The 15,894-nt window shown below is 70.0% G+C and carries 17 protein-coding genes; 2 read left to right on the top strand and 15 right to left on the bottom strand.

Annotated features, from left to right (window positions below; translation table 11 throughout):
• Positions 1-54: 54 nt before the first annotated feature.
• The 3 genes from ACIBTM_RS15855 to hemL are packed head-to-tail and all read right to left on the bottom strand — an operon-like array spanning position 55 to position 2,566.
• A complete protein-coding gene (locus tag ACIBTM_RS15855) occupies positions 55-636 on the bottom strand; it encodes a TlpA family protein disulfide reductase (RefSeq protein WP_395877244.1) in 582 nt (193 codons plus the stop codon).
• On the bottom strand, positions 633-1,265 hold the full coding sequence (locus ACIBTM_RS15850) for a histidine phosphatase family protein (protein ID WP_395877242.1): 633 nt from the start codon (positions 1,263-1,265) through the stop codon (positions 633-635). The genes ACIBTM_RS15855 and ACIBTM_RS15850 overlap by 4 nt, the downstream gene beginning before the upstream one ends.
• Complete coding sequence (hemL, locus tag ACIBTM_RS15845) at positions 1,262-2,566, bottom strand: glutamate-1-semialdehyde 2,1-aminomutase (protein ID WP_395877240.1); 1,305 nt, start codon at positions 2,564-2,566, stop codon at positions 1,262-1,264. Before hemL ends, ACIBTM_RS15850 begins: the two co-directional genes overlap by 4 nt.
• 121 nt (positions 2,567-2,687) lie before the next feature.
• Between hemL and ACIBTM_RS15840 the strand changes: the two genes are divergently transcribed.
• The gene (locus ACIBTM_RS15840) at positions 2,688-3,179 is read left to right on the top strand and encodes a TspO/MBR family protein (RefSeq protein WP_395877238.1); all 492 of its coding nucleotides are present in this window, start codon (positions 2,688-2,690) and stop codon (positions 3,177-3,179) included.
• Positions 3,180-3,182: 3 nt separating this feature from the next.
• Here ACIBTM_RS15840 and ACIBTM_RS15835 read toward each other — a convergent pair whose 3' ends face one another.
• Genes ACIBTM_RS15835 through hemB form a run of 4 tightly spaced genes read right to left on the bottom strand, consistent with a single transcriptional unit; the run spans position 3,183 to position 5,517 of the window.
• The gene (locus ACIBTM_RS15835; RefSeq protein WP_395877236.1) at positions 3,183-3,557 is read right to left on the bottom strand and encodes a hypothetical protein; all 375 of its coding nucleotides are present in this window, start codon (positions 3,555-3,557) and stop codon (positions 3,183-3,185) included.
• Positions 3,535-3,987, bottom strand: a complete 453-nt coding sequence (locus ACIBTM_RS15830) for a hypothetical protein (protein WP_395877234.1) — start codon at positions 3,985-3,987, stop codon at positions 3,535-3,537. Before ACIBTM_RS15830 ends, ACIBTM_RS15835 begins: the two co-directional genes overlap by 23 nt.
• Positions 3,984-4,535 carry a hypothetical protein gene (locus tag ACIBTM_RS15825; protein ID WP_395877232.1) on the bottom strand — a complete coding sequence of 184 codons (552 nt, stop codon included), beginning with the start codon at positions 4,533-4,535 and terminating at the stop codon, positions 3,984-3,986. Before ACIBTM_RS15825 ends, ACIBTM_RS15830 begins: the two co-directional genes overlap by 4 nt.
• A 10-nt stretch (positions 4,536-4,545) precedes the next feature.
• Positions 4,546-5,517 (bottom strand): porphobilinogen synthase, encoded by a 972-nt coding sequence (gene hemB / locus ACIBTM_RS15820; RefSeq protein WP_395877230.1) that lies wholly within the window; start codon positions 5,515-5,517, stop codon positions 4,546-4,548.
• 121 nt (positions 5,518-5,638) lie between these two features.
• Here hemB and ACIBTM_RS15815 point away from each other — a divergent pair, with 121 nt between their 5' ends.
• Positions 5,639-6,925: an Nramp family divalent metal transporter gene (locus ACIBTM_RS15815; RefSeq protein ID WP_395877228.1), complete on the top strand. Its 1,287-nt coding sequence runs from the start codon at positions 5,639-5,641 to the stop codon at positions 6,923-6,925.
• A gap of 102 nt (positions 6,926-7,027) precedes the next feature.
• On the opposite strand, the gene ACIBTM_RS15810 is transcribed toward ACIBTM_RS15815, so the two are convergent.
• The 8 genes from ACIBTM_RS15810 to ACIBTM_RS15775 form a co-directional block, all read right to left on the bottom strand.
• Positions 7,028-7,372, bottom strand: coding sequence for a hypothetical protein (locus ACIBTM_RS15810; RefSeq protein WP_395877226.1), 345 nt, complete (start codon positions 7,370-7,372; stop codon positions 7,028-7,030).
• Positions 7,373-7,500: 128 nt separating this feature from the next.
• Complete coding sequence (locus ACIBTM_RS15805) at positions 7,501-9,033, bottom strand: bifunctional uroporphyrinogen-III C-methyltransferase/uroporphyrinogen-III synthase (RefSeq protein WP_005151748.1); 1,533 nt, start codon at positions 9,031-9,033, stop codon at positions 7,501-7,503.
• Positions 9,034-9,093: 60 nt separating this feature from the next.
• Positions 9,094-10,041 carry a hydroxymethylbilane synthase gene (hemC, locus tag ACIBTM_RS15800; RefSeq protein WP_016330928.1) on the bottom strand — a complete coding sequence of 316 codons (948 nt, stop codon included), beginning with the start codon at positions 10,039-10,041 and terminating at the stop codon, positions 9,094-9,096.
• A gap of 7 nt (positions 10,042-10,048) precedes the next feature.
• Entirely contained in the window at positions 10,049-11,356 is a 1,308-nt protein-coding gene (locus tag ACIBTM_RS15795; protein ID WP_395877224.1) for a glutamyl-tRNA reductase, read from the bottom strand.
• A 1-nt stretch (position 11,357) separates the two neighbouring features.
• The gene (locus ACIBTM_RS15790) at positions 11,358-12,185 is read right to left on the bottom strand and encodes a redox-sensing transcriptional repressor Rex (protein ID WP_373308009.1); all 828 of its coding nucleotides are present in this window, start codon (positions 12,183-12,185) and stop codon (positions 11,358-11,360) included.
• A gap of 178 nt (positions 12,186-12,363) precedes the next feature.
• Positions 12,364-13,899, bottom strand: coding sequence for a molybdopterin-dependent oxidoreductase (locus ACIBTM_RS15785; RefSeq protein ID WP_395877222.1), 1,536 nt, complete (start codon positions 13,897-13,899; stop codon positions 12,364-12,366).
• Positions 13,900-13,957: 58 nt separating this feature from the next.
• Positions 13,958-14,194: a glutaredoxin family protein gene (locus ACIBTM_RS15780; protein ID WP_038520134.1), complete on the bottom strand. Its 237-nt coding sequence runs from the start codon at positions 14,192-14,194 to the stop codon at positions 13,958-13,960.
• Positions 14,195-14,204: 10 nt separating this feature from the next.
• On the bottom strand, positions 14,205-15,689 hold the full coding sequence (locus ACIBTM_RS15775) for an AMP-binding protein (RefSeq protein WP_395877221.1): 1,485 nt from the start codon (positions 15,687-15,689) through the stop codon (positions 14,205-14,207).
• Positions 15,690-15,894 lie beyond the last annotated feature (205 nt).

Below are 15,894 nucleotides of genomic sequence, written 5' to 3'. Positions count from 1 at the left end.
TTGGTCCCGGTGCGCGGATCGCGTTTAGCGGGCTAAACGCGATCCGGGCGTGGGTCAGGCGGGTTCGGCGGCCAGGCGCTGCACGACCGGCAGCAGATCCGAGGCCAGCAGGTCACGCAGGAACACGGCCGCGACGCGGTGCTGCTTGTCCAGCACGATCGTCGACGGGATGATGTTGCGCGGGTAGCCCGAGAGCTGCAGCAGCGTCCGCCCCGACGGGTCGTAGATCGACGGGTACGTCAGCTTCCGGTCCCGCATGAAGTCCTGCGCGGGGGCCCGGTCGTTGTCGCGCAGGTCGATGCCGACCACCTGGACGCCGGACGCCTTGGTCTGGTCGTAGACCTTCTGCATCTCCGGCGCCTCGACCCGGCACGGCCCGCACCACTGGCCCCACAGGTTCAGCACGATGACCTTGCCGGGGAAGTCCGCGATCGAAAGCTGCTTGCCCTCGTTCATCAGGTCGTCGCCGGACAGCGTCGGCGACGGCTGGCGGTCGGCGACGTCGTAGGTGATGTCGACCTTCCCGCCCGGCGAAACGAAGTTGAACGAGCCGCCGGTGACGACGGCGTCCTTGCCGGTGGTGCAGCCGGTGACGGCGAGCATCAGCACCGCCATGGCGGCCAGCGCGCGCTTCATGCCCCGGTCACCTTCGGGTCGGTCGTGCCGGCGGGCTCGCTGTAGACGATCCGCACGAGTTCTTCGCCCTCGAAGACCAGGCTGGTCAGCGAAGCGAGCGAACACTGCCGGTTGCGCGGGTCGTGCCAGAGCCGCTTCGCCTCCAGGAACCGCCGCACGGTCCAGATCGGCAGCTGGTGCGAGACGCACAGCGCCTCGTGGCCCTCGGCCGCCCGCCGCGCGCGGTGGATCGCGCCGAGCATGCGGTGCGCGATCTCGACGTACGGCTCGCCCCAGGACGGCCGGAACGGGTTGACCAGTTTCGGCCAGTGCTTCGGCTCGCGAAGCGCGCCATCGCCGACGGCAACCCGCTCGCCCTCGAACTGGTTGTCCGCCTCGATGAGCCGATCGTCGGTCTCGACGTCGAGCCGGTGCGCGGCCGCGATCGGCGCGGCGGTCTCCTGCGCGCGTTGAAGCGGCGAAGCGACGACGTAGGTGATGTCGTGCGTCGCGACGGCCTCGGCGACCGTCAGCGCCTGGCGCTGTCCGCGGTCGGAGAGCTTGAAGCCGGGCAGGCGGCCGTACAGGATCTTGTCCGGGTTGTGCACCTCGCCGTGGCGGAGCAGGTGCACGATCGTCGTCGCGCTCACGCCTGGACCGCCTCGGCGGCGGCGCGGGCGGCCACGCGAAGCGCGGACTCGATGATCTCGAACTCGGCGTCACCCATGGCCGCGTTGACGAACCAAGCCTCGTACGCGCTCGGCGGCGCGTACACGCCGTTGTCCAGCAGCGCGTGGAAGAACGCCGGGAACCGCCAGGTCTCCGAAGCCTGCGCGCCCGGGTAGTTCGTCACCGGGTTCTCGCTGAAGAACACGCTGACGAGGTTGCCCGCGTACTGCACGGTGTGCCTGACGCCCGCCTCGGTCAGCGACCGGTCGAACAGGTCGCCGAGCCGCTTCGCGTTGGCGTCGAGGGCCGCGTACACGGCGTCGTCGGCCGCGCGCAGCGTCGCGAGACCGGTGGCGACGGCGACGGGGTTCCCGGACAGCGTTCCCGCCTGGTACACCGGCCCGCCAGGGGCCAGCTTCGCCATCACGTCGGCGCGGCCCCCGAAGGCCGCGGCCGGCAGCCCGCCGGACATCACCTTGCCGAAGGTGTACAGGTCACCGGCGACACCGTCGAGGCCGAACCAGCCCGCCTTCGAAACGCGGAACCCGGTCATCACCTCGTCCATGATCAGCAGCGCGCCGTGTTCGTGCGCGATCTCCTTGAGCCCGGCGTTGAAGCCGTCGATCGGGGCGACAGCGCCCATGTTGCCCGCGGCGGCTTCGGTGATGATCGCGGCGATCGAGTCCGGGTTGTCCACAAAGGACTTCCGGACCGCGTCGAGGTCGTTGTAGGGCAGGACGATCGTGTCGGCCGCCTGCGCGCCGGTGACACCGGGCGAGGTCGGGAGGCCGAGGGTCGCGACGCCGGAGCCCGCTTCGGCGAGCAGCGCGTCGACGTGGCCGTGGTAGCAGCCCGCGAACTTGATGATCTTCGCCCGGCCGGTGAACCCCCTGGCCAGCCGGATCGCGCTCATCGTCGCCTCGGTGCCGGAGTTGACCAGGCGCACCCGCTCCACCGGCTCGACGCGGGCGATGATCTCCTCGGCGAGCTCGACCTCGCCGCGCGTCGGGGTGCCGAACGACAGCCCGTCGACAGCGGCTTCGCGCGCGGCGGAGACGACGTCGGGATGCGCGTGCCCGAGGATCATCGGCCCCCACGAGGAGACGAGATCGACATAGCGGCCGCCGTCCGCGTCCCAGAGATACGGCCCCTCACCGCGCACCATGAACCGCGGGGTGCCGCCGACGGAGTTGAAGGCCCGCACCGGGGAATTCACCCCGCCCGGGATCGCGGCCTTCGCTCGTTCGAACCATGCCTTGGACTGATCGACTCCGGTAGTCACGTCCCCAGTCTCGCAAATCCCCGATGACACCCGCCGCCGAGTCCTCGCGGTTCCGGGCACGGCGTGACCAGGCCCACTAGGCTGGGAAGCACTCCTGTCGAAACCCTCGCGGAGGACCCACGTGTCCACGGTGCCGTCACCACCGACCCACCACCGTCGCCTGCGCTGGCAGGCCTTGGCCGGATTCATCGCCCTGTCGGCGATCGTCGGCCTCGTGGCGGCGCTGGGCGTGGCCACCCGTTCCGAAACGCACAACGTGCTGATCCGCCCGTCGTGGGCACCGCCGGGCTGGCTCTACGGTCCGACGTGGACGGTCCTGCTCCTTCTGGTCGCCATCGCGGGCTGGTGCTACTGGCGGACCGACGGCGAGACACGCGGCTTCGCCTTCTACGGCGTCTGCCTGCTGCTGACCCTGCTGTGGACGCCGTTGTTCTTCGCCGGCGGAGCACACGTCCTGGCTCTGGCCGACGTCGTCGTCCTGGACTTCATGGTGCCCGTCACGATGATGGAGTTCGGGCGCCGGTCGAAACTCGCCGCCTGGCTGCTGGTGCCGTACCTGCTGTGGTTGCTGTACTCGACCGCGGTCAACGCCGCCGTCGTCTGGCTCAACTAGGTGCTAGTCCTTGCGCTTGCGGCCCTTGGCCCGCACGGCGAGCAGGAACTGGCGGATCGCGTCCACCACCAGGATCGCGGCCAGCACGCCCAGCCCGATGGCGCCGGACAGCGGGCCGCCGAAATACCGCTGGGATTCGAGCGTCGTCGTTTCGCCGTAGGTGATCACGACCGGGACGACACCGGCCTTCCAGCACGCGAAAGCACCCCACACCGCGAGCGCGGCGAGGATCAGCTCGACCGCCCCCACCACGGCGCGAAGGGGTTTGTGCAGCCGGGCCGCGGGCCGGGTGTCCTCCGGTGGCCACAGATCGGCGCCGGTCGGCTGGGGAAGGTCGATCACGGTGAGCAGTTTCTCATGACTCTGTGGTGCGAGCACGCACCAAATCCCCGAGAGCCTCGCGAAGGGCGTCCGGATCCTTGGCCCAGGCGCGCACGAACACGCCGTCTTCGAGCTTCAACCCGACTTCGCCGTGCTTCTTGGGGATCGTCCAGCCGCCGCCGAGGACACGCGAGCCGACCGGGGCCTCGTCTTCGAGGACCTCGGCGATCCGGGCCGCCTCCAGGGTTTCCCTGCCCTGCCGGTAGCCGTCCGACGTGACTTCGAGCGAGAGGTACCGGCGGCGCGCGTAGACCCAGGGAACGGTGATCGCCACCAGCCCCGCCGCGACCAGGATCCAGGCGAGCCAGTGGACCGGGCCGCCGGTCGCCAGCTCGGCGAGCAGCCCGGCGAGGGCGAACAGCGGCGCCCACAGCAAAGCCGTCCAGCCGACGCCGGGTTCGTCGTAGCGGGGCGGCTCGGGCGTCATGGCAGCGTGCGCCCGACCTTCGGGAAATGGTCGGAGACGCTGGGCAGGTACATGAGGACCAGCGCGATCGCCACCAGCAGGGTGGACACCAGCAGGAACACGTTGAGCGAACCGCGAAGGATCAGCAGTTCCACCAGCACCAGGAAGACCGCCCCCACGGTGAGGACCGTCCTGGCCGACCGTGTTCCCTCACGGGCCTTGTACGCGAACAACGCGAACAGGACGGCGAAGGTGAGCGCGCCACCGAGCAGCATCCACAGCAGCGTGGTCACGCCGGACGCGACCTGCGCCGGATCGGCGGGCTGACCGGGGACCGGGTGCTCCCTGATCTGCTTGAGGATCCCCTCGGTCAGTTCGTCTTTCAGCACCAGCAGGGCGATCTGCCCGGCCACCAGGACGACACCGGCGACGATCCACAGCCAGAACGAGATCGCCACCGGCTTCGGCACCACGATCTTCGGCGGCTTCTGGCCCGGCAGGATCGGATCCGGTGACATCCCGCGCTTGCGGCGCTCGTCGTCCGTTTCGTCGGCTTTGCTGTCGCTCACGCGAGGCAGCCTAGTCCAGCCAAGCTGCGGCTTCGGCGGCCCAGTAGGTCAGGATCATGTCCGCGCCCGCGCGGCGGATCGACGTCAGCACCTCGAGGATCGTGCGCTCGCGGTCGAGCCAGCCGTTCGCCGCGGCGGCCTCGACCATCGCGTACTCGCCCGAGATGTTGTACGCCGCGACGGGAACCGGCGACGCCTCGGCGGCGGCCCTGATGACGTCCAGATAGGACAGGGCGGGCTTGACCATGACCATGTCGGCGCCCTCGGCGATGTCCAGCTCGATCTCGCGCAGCGCCTCGCGCACGTTGCCCGGATCCTGCTGGTACGTCTTCCGGTCGCCCTTCAGCTGCGAGTCGACGGCCTCACGGAAGGGACCGTAGAACGCGCTGGCGAACTTGGCCGAGTACGCGAGGATCCCGGTGTCGGTGCGCCCGGCACGGTCCAGCGCACTGCGGATGACGCCGACCTGGCCGTCCATCATGCCGCTGGGGCCGAGCAGATGCGCACCCGCTTCCGCCTGCGCCAGGCCCATTTCCGCGTACACGCGCAGGGTCGCGTCGTTGTCGACACCGCCGTCGGCGTCGAGGACGCCGCAGTGGCCGTGGTCGGTGAACTCGTCGAGGCACGTGTCCGCCATCAGGACCGTCGCGTCGCCGAGCTCGGACCTCAGGTCGCGCAGGGCGACGTTGAGGATTCCGTTCGGGTCGATCGCGCCGGAGCCCTCCGCGTCCCGGGTCTTCGGGATGCCGAACAGCATCAGGCCGCCGACGCCGGCGTTGACGGCCTCGACCGCGGCCTTGCGCAGCGTGTCGCGGGTGTGCTGGACGACCCCGGGCATGCTGGAGATCGGGCGGGGCGCGTCGGCGCCCTCGGCCACGAACATCGGGAGGATCAGCTGGCGTGGGCGCAGCGTCGTCTCACCGACCAGCCTGCGCATGGCCGGAGTGGTACGGAGCCTGCGGGGACGATGTTCGGGAAACACCCTCACGACGGTACTCCCGCCCGGTCGAGAGGCGGTGAACGGCCGAACCTTTCCTAAGGAACGGTAAAGAGTCACCTTTGTCCGATTCCTACGGGGTGTGACGTGGGTTACCTTCCACGTCATGTCGAGTTCAACGGTGACCGACCAACTGGAAGAACCGCCCGTCGGCTGGCGCGCACGGCTGCGCCAGGTCGGGCCAGGGATCATGGCCGCGGCGACCGGGGTCGGCGCGGGCGACCTCGTCGCGACGATGGTGGCCGGATCGCGCTTCGGGTACACGCTGCTGTGGGCGGTGCTCGTCGGCACGATCTTCAAACTCGCACTGGCCGAAGCCGTCGGCCGCTGGCATCTGACCTCGGGCCGGACGATCCTGTCCGGCTGGCGGACACTCGGGATCTGGGCGCTGATCTACTTCGGGATCTACGCGGTGATCTGGGGCTTCGTCTACGGCGCGACCGCCATGTCCGCGTCGGGGCTGCCGCTGAACGCGCTCTTCCCCGCGCTCTCGGTGCGGTACTGGGCGATGATCTGCGGCCTGCTCGGCTTCGCGCTGGTGTGGTTCGGGCGCTACGCGATCATCGAGAAACTGATGACCGTCCTGGTCGGCGTCATGTTCGTGACGGTGGTCGGCACCGCGATCCTCGTCGTGCCGAACTTCGCGGAACTGTTCAAGGGCGCCGTCCCGACCCTGCCCGACGGCTCGCTCGTCTACGTCCTCGGCCTGATCGGCGGCGTCGGCGGCACGATCACCATGGCGGCCTACGGCTACTGGACGCTCGCCAAGGGCTGGCGCTCGTCGAAGTGGCTGCCGATGATGCGCACCGACAACGCCGTCGGGTACGTCATGACCGGGATCTTCGTGATCGCGATGCTGATCGTCGGCGCGGAACTGCTGCTGGGCCAGAAGATCATCTCGGGCGACAAGGGGCTGCTGTTCCTCGGCGACACCCTCGCCGCGGATTACGGGCAGTGGGCGCGGATCCCGTTCCTCATCGGCTTCTTCGCCGTTTCGTTCACGTCGGTGATCGGCGTCTGGCACGGCGTGAGCCTGCTCTTCGCGGACTGGTGGCGCATCCTGCGGCTGCCCGCGAACACCACGGAAAGCGTTGAAGCGTATGAGAAGAAGGCCGGTGAACGCAGTGTCGCGTACCGCGGCTACGTGCTGTGGCTGACCTTCCCGCCGATGGCGCTGCTGTTCCTGGACCAGCCGTTCCAGCTCACGGTGATCTACGGCGTGCTGGGCGCGTTGTTCATGCCTTTCCTGGCGGCGACCTTGCTGGTGCTGCTGAACACGTCACGAGTGCCAAGGGAAGGGCGTTCGCGGTGGCTGTCGAACGGGCTGCTGGGCATCTGCCTGGCGATGTTCGCGTACCTGGCGTACACGGAGGTCGTGAAGTTCTTCAGCTGAGGCCGCGGATTGCGGTCACGTAGTCCGTGAAGGCCTCCTTCCCTACCTTCAGGGTAGGCAAGGAGGCCTTCACGGACCGGCGGCCAACCGCCTCACGAGGCCTTACAGCGGAATGGACTTGCTGTTGCAGCCCCCGCCCCCGCAGGCCGTCACGGTCAGCTGGTTCGCGCCGGGCGGCAACGTGACGACCGCATGCCGCACACCATCATCGACGACGATCTGGGTCTGCACACCCTGCGGGGACACGACGAACCGGGCGGTGAGGGCCGAGACCGGAGATCTGTCGGAAACGGTGACCGCTAGCTGTCCCCGATCGACTGTGCCCCGGACGCTTTGCGCCGCGCACCCGAGCGGACTGCACACTTCGAACGAGGTGGCGGCGGCCGCCGTACCCGGAAAACCCAGGGCCAGCGCGCCCAGAGCGGCAACCAGAACAAGAGATTTCATGATCACTCCCCAGTGATTGTCGGAATCACCGAGGTTACGACCCGCCGCTGCCCGAGCGGCGAAGTTTCGCCAAGGATCGAAAAAGCCCCCTTCCCACGCGAAACGTGGGAAGGGGGCTTGACCGATCGTCAGGAGCGGCGAGCCCGCTTCGCCTTGCGAGGCGGCGGAAGCGCGCCTTCGGCACGGAGCCGGGCAGCGTGCTCGGCGAGCGCGTCGACCAGGTGCGGGACGTCGGCCTTCTCGGGCTGGACGTCGACCCGCAGCCCGAACTCCACGGCGGTCTCCGCGGTCTTCGGGCCGATGCACGCGACCAGCGTGCGGGTGTGCGGCTTGCCGGCGATGCCGACGAGGTTCCGCACGGTCGAGGACGAGGTGAAGCAGACCGCGTCGAAACCGCCGGTCTTGATCATCTCGCGGGTCTCGGCGGGCGGCGGCGCGGCCCGGACGGTGCGGTACGCGGTCACGTCGTCGATCTCCCAGCCGCGTTCGCGCAGGCCGGCCGAAAGGGTCTCGGTGGCGATGTCCGCCCGCGGCAGCAGCACGCGGTCGACCGGGTCGAGGACGTCGTCGTACGGCGGGAACTCGGCGAGGAGCCCCTCCGAGGACTGCTCGCCCTCCGGGATCAGCTCGGGGATGATGCCGAACGAGCGCACCTTCGCGGCGGTCGATTCGCCGACGCAGGCGATCTTCACGCCGGAGAAGGCGCGGGCGTCGAGGCCGAACTCCTCGAACTTCTCCCACACCGCGCGGACGGCGTTGGTCGAGGTGAAGACGATCCACTGGTAGCGGCCGTCGACGAGACCCTTGACCGAACGCTCCATCTGCGCGGGGCTGCGCGGCGGCTCGACCGAGATGGTCGGGACCTCGTGCGAGGTGGCGCCGTGGCCGCGAAGCCGCTCCGCCATCTCACCGGCCTGCTCCTTGGTGCGCGGCACCAGGACCTTCCAGCCGTACAGCGCGCGCGACTCCCACCACGACAGCTTCGAGCGCTGGCCGACGGCCTGGCCGATGGTCACGATGAGCGGGCCGACGAGCTCGCCCGCCTCGTTCGCGACGGTGGCCAGCGTGGTGTCCAGGGTGCGCTGGGTGTTGATGGTGCCGTTGGACGTCACCGCGACCGGGGTGGTCGGCGCCAGCCCGTGCTCGGTCAGCGCGGACGCGGCCTCGGCCAGGTGCGCCGACGTCGCGTGCAGCACGATCGGGCCCGGGGTGGCGGCCAGTGCGGCCCACTCGACGTCGCCGCGGACGTCGACCTCGGTGTGCGTGCCACCGAGCGCGACACCGGCGTACGCCGGCACGGCCGCGCCGGGCGAAACGCCCGGGATGATGTCGAACACGGCGCTGGTCCGGGAAACGGCCTGCACCTCGGCGACGACGGCGGGCTGGGTCAGCGGGTCACCGGCGATCAGCCGGAGCACCAGCCGTCCGGCCTTGGCCTCGTTCACCAGGTCCTTGGCGACCTCGGTGGCCTCGCCGACGGCGGGGCGCACTTCGGCGCCCTCGGCGGCGAAGGCCAGGACGCCCGAAGGGACGTCCGGGTCGGTCACCACGACCTCGGCCTTGGCGAGCAGCTCCTGAGCGCGGACGGTCAGCAGACCGGCGTCACCGGGGCCCGAGCCCACGAAGGCGACACGCCCGGTGGTCTTACGCGCGGGGGTCATCTGTGCGTTCTCCTCTTGAGCGGCCGCAGTCGAGCGCGGCCCTACCTTCAACGTTCTGACTCACTGGGCGGGGCCGGACAGCGCGCCGGCCCCCAGGTCGAGCAGCTCGGCGGCCAGTGTCCGGCCGAGCTGATCGGCTTCGTGCTTGTCGGCGAGCGCGGAAGCGCGCACCATGTCGACCGCGTCCCCGTCACCTTCGACGGCGGCGGTGCCCCGCAACGAGATCCGCTCGACGACCCGCCCTTCGGCGTCCAGGTCCTCGACGATCTCCGCCAGCGCTCCGACCGGTGCGCTGCACCCGGCTTCCAGCGCCGCGAGCAACGCCCGCTCGGCGGTCGCCACGGCACGGGTGCCTTCATCGTCCACTGTGGATCCGAGCAGGTGCTCGATGTCCACGTCACCGGTCCGGCACTCCACCGCCAGCGCACCCTGCGCGGGTGCGGGCAGCATCTGGATCGGGTCGAGGGTCTCGGTGATCTCCTCCGCCCGGCCGATCCTGGCCAGTCCGGCACGCGCCAGGATGACGGCGTCCAGCTCTCCGTCGCTCACCTTGCGCATGCGGGTGTCGATATTGCCTCGGATCGGCACGATTTCCAAACCGAGACCGAGCGCGCGCAGCTGCGCGGTCCGCCGCGGCGAGCCGGTGCCGACGGTCGAGCCGGGCGGGAGCTCGCCCAGGGTCAGCCCGTCACGGGCGATCAGCGCGTCACGCGGGTCCTCGCGGCGCGGCACGGCGGCGAGCGTGATGCCCGGCTCCGGTTTCGTCGGGAGGTCCTTGTACGAGTGCACGATGACGTCGACTTCCTCGCGCAGCAAGGCTTCGCGCAGCGCGGAAGTGAAGACGCCGACCCCGATCGTGGGGATCGGCGCGGACGACTTGTCGCCGGGGGTCGTCACGGTGACGAGCTCGACCTCGGCCCCGGTGGCCCGCAAGGCGTCGGCGATGGTGCCGGTCTGCGCGAGGGCGAGTTTGCTGCCGCGCGTCCCGATGCGGATGACTCTGCTCACTGGATGATCACTCGTCTTTCGGCGTTGCGGTGGGACTCGCCACGGCGGCGGGCGCCTGCGGGTCGAGGCAGAACAGCTCGCGCAGCGCGTTGGCGTAGTCGGTGTCGGCCGTCTCGGCGGCCAGCTGCTTGACCCGCACCGTCGGCGCGTGCAGCAGCTTGTCGACCACGCGGCGGACCGTGCGGCCGACCTCCTCGCGGACCCCGGCTTCGAGGTCCGGCAGGCGGTTGTCCAGCCGCAGCAGTTCGGCGTCGACCACCTCGGCCGCGCGGCGCCGCAGCGCCGTCACCGTCGGGGTGACTTCGGCGCTGCGCTGACCGGCGAGGTACTCGCGCACCTCGTCGAGCACGATGCCGGTGGCCTTCGCGGTCTGCCGTTCGGTGGTCGGGGTGCCCGCTTCCCGCATGCGGCGCTGGATGGTTTCGAGGTCGACCACGGTGACGTCGGCCAGTGCGGCGACGTCGTGGTCGACGTCACGCGGGAGGCCGAGGTCGCAGACGACCAGCGCGCGCCCGGCACGGGCCGGAACGTGTGCGGCGGCGAACACCGCGGCCTGCGCACCGGTGCAGCAGACGACGACGTCCGCCTCGGCGACCGCGTCCGCGATCCCGCTCATCTGGACGGCCTTCGCGGGCACTCCCTGCTCGACGCTCGCGGCGGCGAGCCGGGCAGCCCTCGCCTCGGTGCGGTTGGCGATGGTGATCTCGCCGATCCCGGACTTGCGCAGGTGGGACGCGGTCAGCGCGCCCATCGAACCGGCGCCGATGATCAGCGCGTGCTTGCCCGCGATGTCACCGGCCGCGGCGAGCGCCTCGGAGACCACCGACGCGCCGAGCTGGTCCAGCCCGGTCTCGGTGTGGACGCGTTTGCCGACGCGCAGCGTGGTCTGGATCAGCTCGTGCAGCGTGCGGCCGACGGTGCCCGCCTCCCGCGCGGTGGCGTAGGAGGAGCGGATCTGGCCGAGGATCTGCGTCTCGCCGACGACCATCGAGTCCAGCCCCGAAGTGACCGAGAACAGGTGCTCGATCGCGGCGCCCGCGTAGTGCACGTACAGCGAGTCGTAGAGGTCCGCGGGCTGCATCCCGGCTTGGCGGGCGAGTACGTCGGAGACGTCGTTCAGCCCGCCGTGGAAGGTCTCGACGACGGCGTAGACCTCGATGCGGTTGCAGGTCGAGACGAGGATCGCCTCGCTGACGTGCTCGGCCTGTTGCAGCTCGTGGAGCACCTTGGTCACGTCGGTCGCCGGGACCGCGACGCGTTCCAGGGTGTTCAGCTCGGCGCTGCGGTGCGAGAGCCCGACCGCCAACACGCTCATTTCAGCGCACCACCATTCCGTTGCCGTGGCCGTTCACGCTGCCATTCTCGGCGCCCCCAGGGCCACCGTCTCCTCCGCCGTTGCCGTTAGCGGCCAGATCGGCGCGACGAGCGACGTGGAACGACAGGATCTGCAGCTCGACCGCGAGATCGACCTTGCGAACCTCGATATGTGCCGGAACCTGCAGCACCACCGGGGCGAAATTCAGGATGCACTGCACGCCACCTGCGACGAGCCGGTCGCAGACCGACTGCGCGGCGGTGGGCGGAGTGGCGATGACACCGATGGAGATCTGCCGTTCGGCGCAGACTTTGGGGATCTCGTCGAGATGCGAGACCGGGAGGCCGCCGACCGGGACGCCGACCAGATCCGGGTCGAGGTCGAACAGCGCCTCGACCGGGAAACCGCGGCCGGGGAACCCGCCGTAGTTGGCCAGCGCGTGCCCGAGGTTACCGATCCCGACCACGGCGACCTTGTGCTTGCGGGTCAGGCCGAGGATGCGCTCGATCTGGCTGACCAGCACCTGGACGTCGTAGCCGACGCCGCGGGTGCCGTACGAGCCGAGGTAGGACAGGTCCTTGCGCAGTTTCGCGGAGTTGACGCCCGCGGCCTGCGAGAGCTCCTCGCTGGAGATCGTCGTCGCGCCCTGCTCGGCCAGTCCGGAGAGGACACGGAGGTAGACGGCGAGGCGGGCGACGGCGGCTTCGGGGATCGACTTCGCGCGGACCGCTTCCGGTTCGGCGGTGGTCTCGACGGCGGGCATCTCCGCGGTGGGCGCGTTGTCGGCGTCCGGTGTCACCCGGGTGCGCCGGCCTCGTTGCGACACCACGCTTGTCCGCTCCCTCTGGTCCCTGCTGACGACATGAATCGCCCGAACCTGGAAAACGGCTCTTGACCCGCCGCGCTGAGTCCGGTTCGATGCCGGGCGCTTTCGGAGGCGACGTATCTACGGTAGCCACTTGTGAACGCAGGCACAAAGTCACAGGTGAGCGCTGTGGTCAGTCTCTCTAGCGCGCGTTCACAGACACCGTGTGCCAGCCGGTGGCGCCGTCCGGGACGGTTCCGGCGCGCTCCTGCGTCTGCGTGTAGCCCGACTGGTCCGTCGCCCGCACGGCGATCTCGTGCTGACCAGCGGCGACGTCGATCTCGGTCCACCACATCCGCCAGGTGTCCTTCGACGTCTCCGCCGACAGGACGGCCTCCTTCCACGGCCCCTGGTCGACCCGGACCTCGACCTTCGCGACGCCGGTGTGCTGGGCCCACGCGGTCCCGGACACCACGACCTTGCCCGCGTTCACCGCCGAGCCCGGCGCGTCGATACGCGACTGCGTCTTCACCGGCGCTTCCCTGGCCCAGCCGCGGTCGAGCCAGTACGCCTTGCGCTCCGCCCAGGTGGTGATCTCCAGCTCGGTCACCCATTTCGTGGCGGACACGTAGCCGTAGAGCCCGGGGATCACGATCCGCGCGGGGAAGCCGTGCTCGACCGGGAGCGGTTCGCCGTCCATACCGAGGGCGAGCATCGCGCCGCGCCGCGGATCCAGGGCGGCTTCGACCGGGGTGCCGCAGGTCCAGCCGTCGACGCTGGTCGCGAACATCTGCTCGGCGCCGGGTTTCACGCCCGCTTCGGTCAGCAGATCCCGCAGGTCGATGCCGATCCAGCGCGCGTTGGAGATGTACGGGCCGCCGACCTCGTTGGAGACACAGCACAGGGTGACGTCGCGTTCGATCAGCGGCCGCGAGCGGAGATCTTCATACCGATAGGTGACTTCGCGCTCGACCATCCCGCGGATCTGCAGACTCCAGTCCTCGGTGCGGACCTGCGGGACCACCAGTGCCGTGTCGATCCGATAGAAATCCTTCGAAGGAGTGAGATACGGCGGGGTGCCGAGCTTCGCGAAGTCCGCGTCGGGCGGGATCGGCGGCGCGGTCCTCGCCGCGACGAGCCTGCCGACGGCGGCACGCGACTCCTCCGCGTTCTTCCTGGTCCCGACGATCTGGCCGGTCAGCGCGGCGACGCCGGCTCCCGCCGCGACGGACGCGCCGGTGATCAGCACCCTCCGCCGGTCCGGGCCTTCGCCTTCACGCTCGTCGAAGAACACCTTCGGGCGAAAGAACGAGTGCAGCCTGGTGAACACGACGAGCGCGACGACGGTGGCGATCACCGGTGCCAGCAGCGCGATCTGCCCGAGGTCGGTGCGCACGAAGACGGCGGCGACACCGGCCGCGCCGAGAACGCCGACGAGCACCTGACCCGGCAGCGGCGTACGGCGTGAGAGCTGCCCGGCGAGCAGCGCGAACAGCACCAGCACCACGGCCAGGCCGATCTTGAGGACGACCTTGTCCCAGGTTTCCAGCGTCTGCTCGGCCCAGGCGACGACCGCGTGCGGGCTGTGGTCGATGACGAAGTTCGCGACTGCGACGAACGGCGAGGCCGTGTACCCGACGAAGCCCGCGACGAGGTGCCCCACGCCGAGGGCGGCCGCCAGTGACAGAAGCCCGGTCAGCGCGGCTTGCGAAAAGGTGAGCCTGCGTTCGTCGTCCACGACTCCATCTTCGGAGCGAATCGGCCGTTGGGGTGGCCGATCGCCCCTTACGAGTGTGTTACGCCAATGCTTTCCGGAGCCTGTCCTCTTCGACGCGCCAGTAGCCGTGCTCGGCGTCGTCGACGAGGATCACCGGCACGCGGTCGCCGTATTCGGCCCGCCATTCGGGGTCGCTGTCGACGTCCTGGGCCGACCAGGCGACGCCCAGTTCTCCGCAGATCCGCTCGATGTCCTGTTCCGCGACCTCGCACAGGTGGCAGCCCGTACGGGTCATGACGGTCACGTGGTGGGCCATGCCCCAATCCTTACCTGAGGCGTAGACGGCGCAGCTTCCCGGTGGCCGAATGCGGCAGCGACTCCGCGAACTCGACGGTGTGCGGCACCTTGTACCCCGCCAGATGCTCGGCGCAGTGCTCGACGACCTGCTGTTCCGACAGCGACGCGCCGGGCGCGGGGACGACGACGGCCTTCACCGCTTCCCCGGTCCGCTCGTCGACGACGCCGACGACGCCCGCCTCGACGACCTCGTCCAGCATCGAGATCACGTTCTCGACCTCGTGCGGGAAGACGTTGAAGCCGTTGACGATGATCAGGTCGTTGGCCCGGTCCACCAGGTGCAGGTCGCCGTCGGTGTCGAGGTAGCCGACGTCGCCGGTGCGGAACCAGCCTTCCTCGTCGGGGCCGTGCGAACCGTCGGGCCAGTAGCCGGAGAACAGGTTCGCGCCGCGGATCGACACCAGTCCGGTGCCGCCGTCCTCGTCGAAGGCGTCGCCGAGGTCGTCCGGGTCCAGCGGGACCGGCTCCGCGTCGCCGTCGCTGTCGACCAGCCGGAGCTCGACGCCGGGCAGCGGCCGCCCGACCGAACCGGGCTTCGGGTAGCCGGTGACCAGCGTCGTGGTGACCACGGGCGCGCATTCGGTGAGGCCGTAGCCCTCGTAGACGTCGAGTCCGGTGGCGCCGCGGAGCGCGGTGAGGATCTTGGGGTGCAGCGGCGCCGCACCCGACGTCATCCGCCGGACGGTGGAAAGGCCCCGCCCGAGCTCCTCGGGATCCATCGCGGCGAACTCGGCGTACATCGCGGGCACACCGGCGATCGACGTCACCCGGTACTCGGCGCAGTCGGAGAGCGTGCGTTCGGCGAGGAAACGTTCGGACAGGATCGCCGTCGCGCCGACCGCCGTGGTCTGCAGCAGGCCGGGGCCCAGGCCGTAGACGTGGAACAACGGGATGGTGATGAGCACGCGGTCGCCGTGCACGAGCGGCGTCGGGACGATCCGGCTCAGCTGGTCGAGGTTCGCCAGCAGTGCCCGGTGCGACAGCATCACGCCGCGCGGCGGGCCGGTCGTGCCGGAGGTGTACGAGATGACCGCTATGTCCTCACCGGCGCCGGACGCGCCGACCGGTTCGGCTGCTCCATCCGAGGTAACAGGCGGTGAGAGGCTTGTCACTCCAACGGGGAGTTCCTCGCTGGGTTCGCGTTCGAGGACGAGCCGCGCGCCGCTGTGCTCCAGCAGCCCGTTCAACTCCGCCGCCGGCCCCTGCGGCGAGACCGGGACGACCACCGCGCCTGCCCGGAGCGCCCCGAACAGCGAGACGGCGAACGCGGCCGACGTCGGCAGCCGCAACGCCACCCGGTCGCCGCGCTCGATTCCCGCGTCGAGCAGGGCGCGGGCGAGCACGTGGGCGGCATTGTCGAGTTCCGCCCAGGTCAGCGCGATCCCGCCGCCGGTCTCCTGGACGGCGGTCTTGCCTGGCCACTGACGGGCGGCCTCGGCGAGCAAAGTGGGCACACTTGCATCGGCAACCTGCTCCGCGCTCAACTGCGAACCTCTTCCCTCGACGAACGGCGTTGCCAGTTTGTCATCCCGGCCACCGTCATGGGGGTCACTCGCTTTCGTCGCAGTTCCGTAACCCCGCCACCGCTACCTACTTCGCGGTAACTACACGTATGCTGCTGGGCGTCGTCGAGTGGTGTTGATCACTCGATGGTGAGAA

Source organism: Amycolatopsis sp. NPDC049868 (assembly GCF_044461365.1).
Lineage (GTDB): Bacteria > Actinomycetota > Actinomycetes > Mycobacteriales > Pseudonocardiaceae > Amycolatopsis.
The sequence above is the reverse complement of the archived record's forward strand: the minus strand, read 5'-3'. Positions and strand labels throughout refer to the sequence as shown.

What these genes read in the sequence shown, in the direction of transcription:
- ACIBTM_RS15855 (WP_395877244.1), bottom strand. Translation starts at nt 636, where the DNA reads ATGAAGCGCGCGCTGGCCGCCATGGCGGTGCTGATGCTCGCCGTCACC.
- ACIBTM_RS15830 (WP_395877234.1), bottom strand. Translation starts at nt 3,987, where the DNA reads ATGACGCCCGAGCCGCCCCGCTACGACGAACCCGGCGTCGGCTGGACG.
- ACIBTM_RS15815 (WP_395877228.1), top strand. Translation starts at nt 5,639, where the DNA reads ATGTCGAGTTCAACGGTGACCGACCAACTGGAAGAACCGCCCGTCGGC.
- ACIBTM_RS15810 (WP_395877226.1), bottom strand. Translation starts at nt 7,372, where the DNA reads ATGAAATCTCTTGTTCTGGTTGCCGCTCTGGGCGCGCTGGCCCTGGGT.
- ACIBTM_RS15805 (WP_005151748.1), bottom strand. Translation starts at nt 9,033, where the DNA reads ATGACCCCCGCGCGTAAGACCACCGGGCGTGTCGCCTTCGTGGGCTCG.
- ACIBTM_RS15795 (WP_395877224.1), bottom strand. Translation starts at nt 11,356, where the DNA reads ATGAGCGTGTTGGCGGTCGGGCTCTCGCACCGCAGCGCCGAGCTGAAC.
- ACIBTM_RS15780 (WP_038520134.1), bottom strand. Translation starts at nt 14,194, where the DNA reads ATGGCCCACCACGTGACCGTCATGACCCGTACGGGCTGCCACCTGTGC.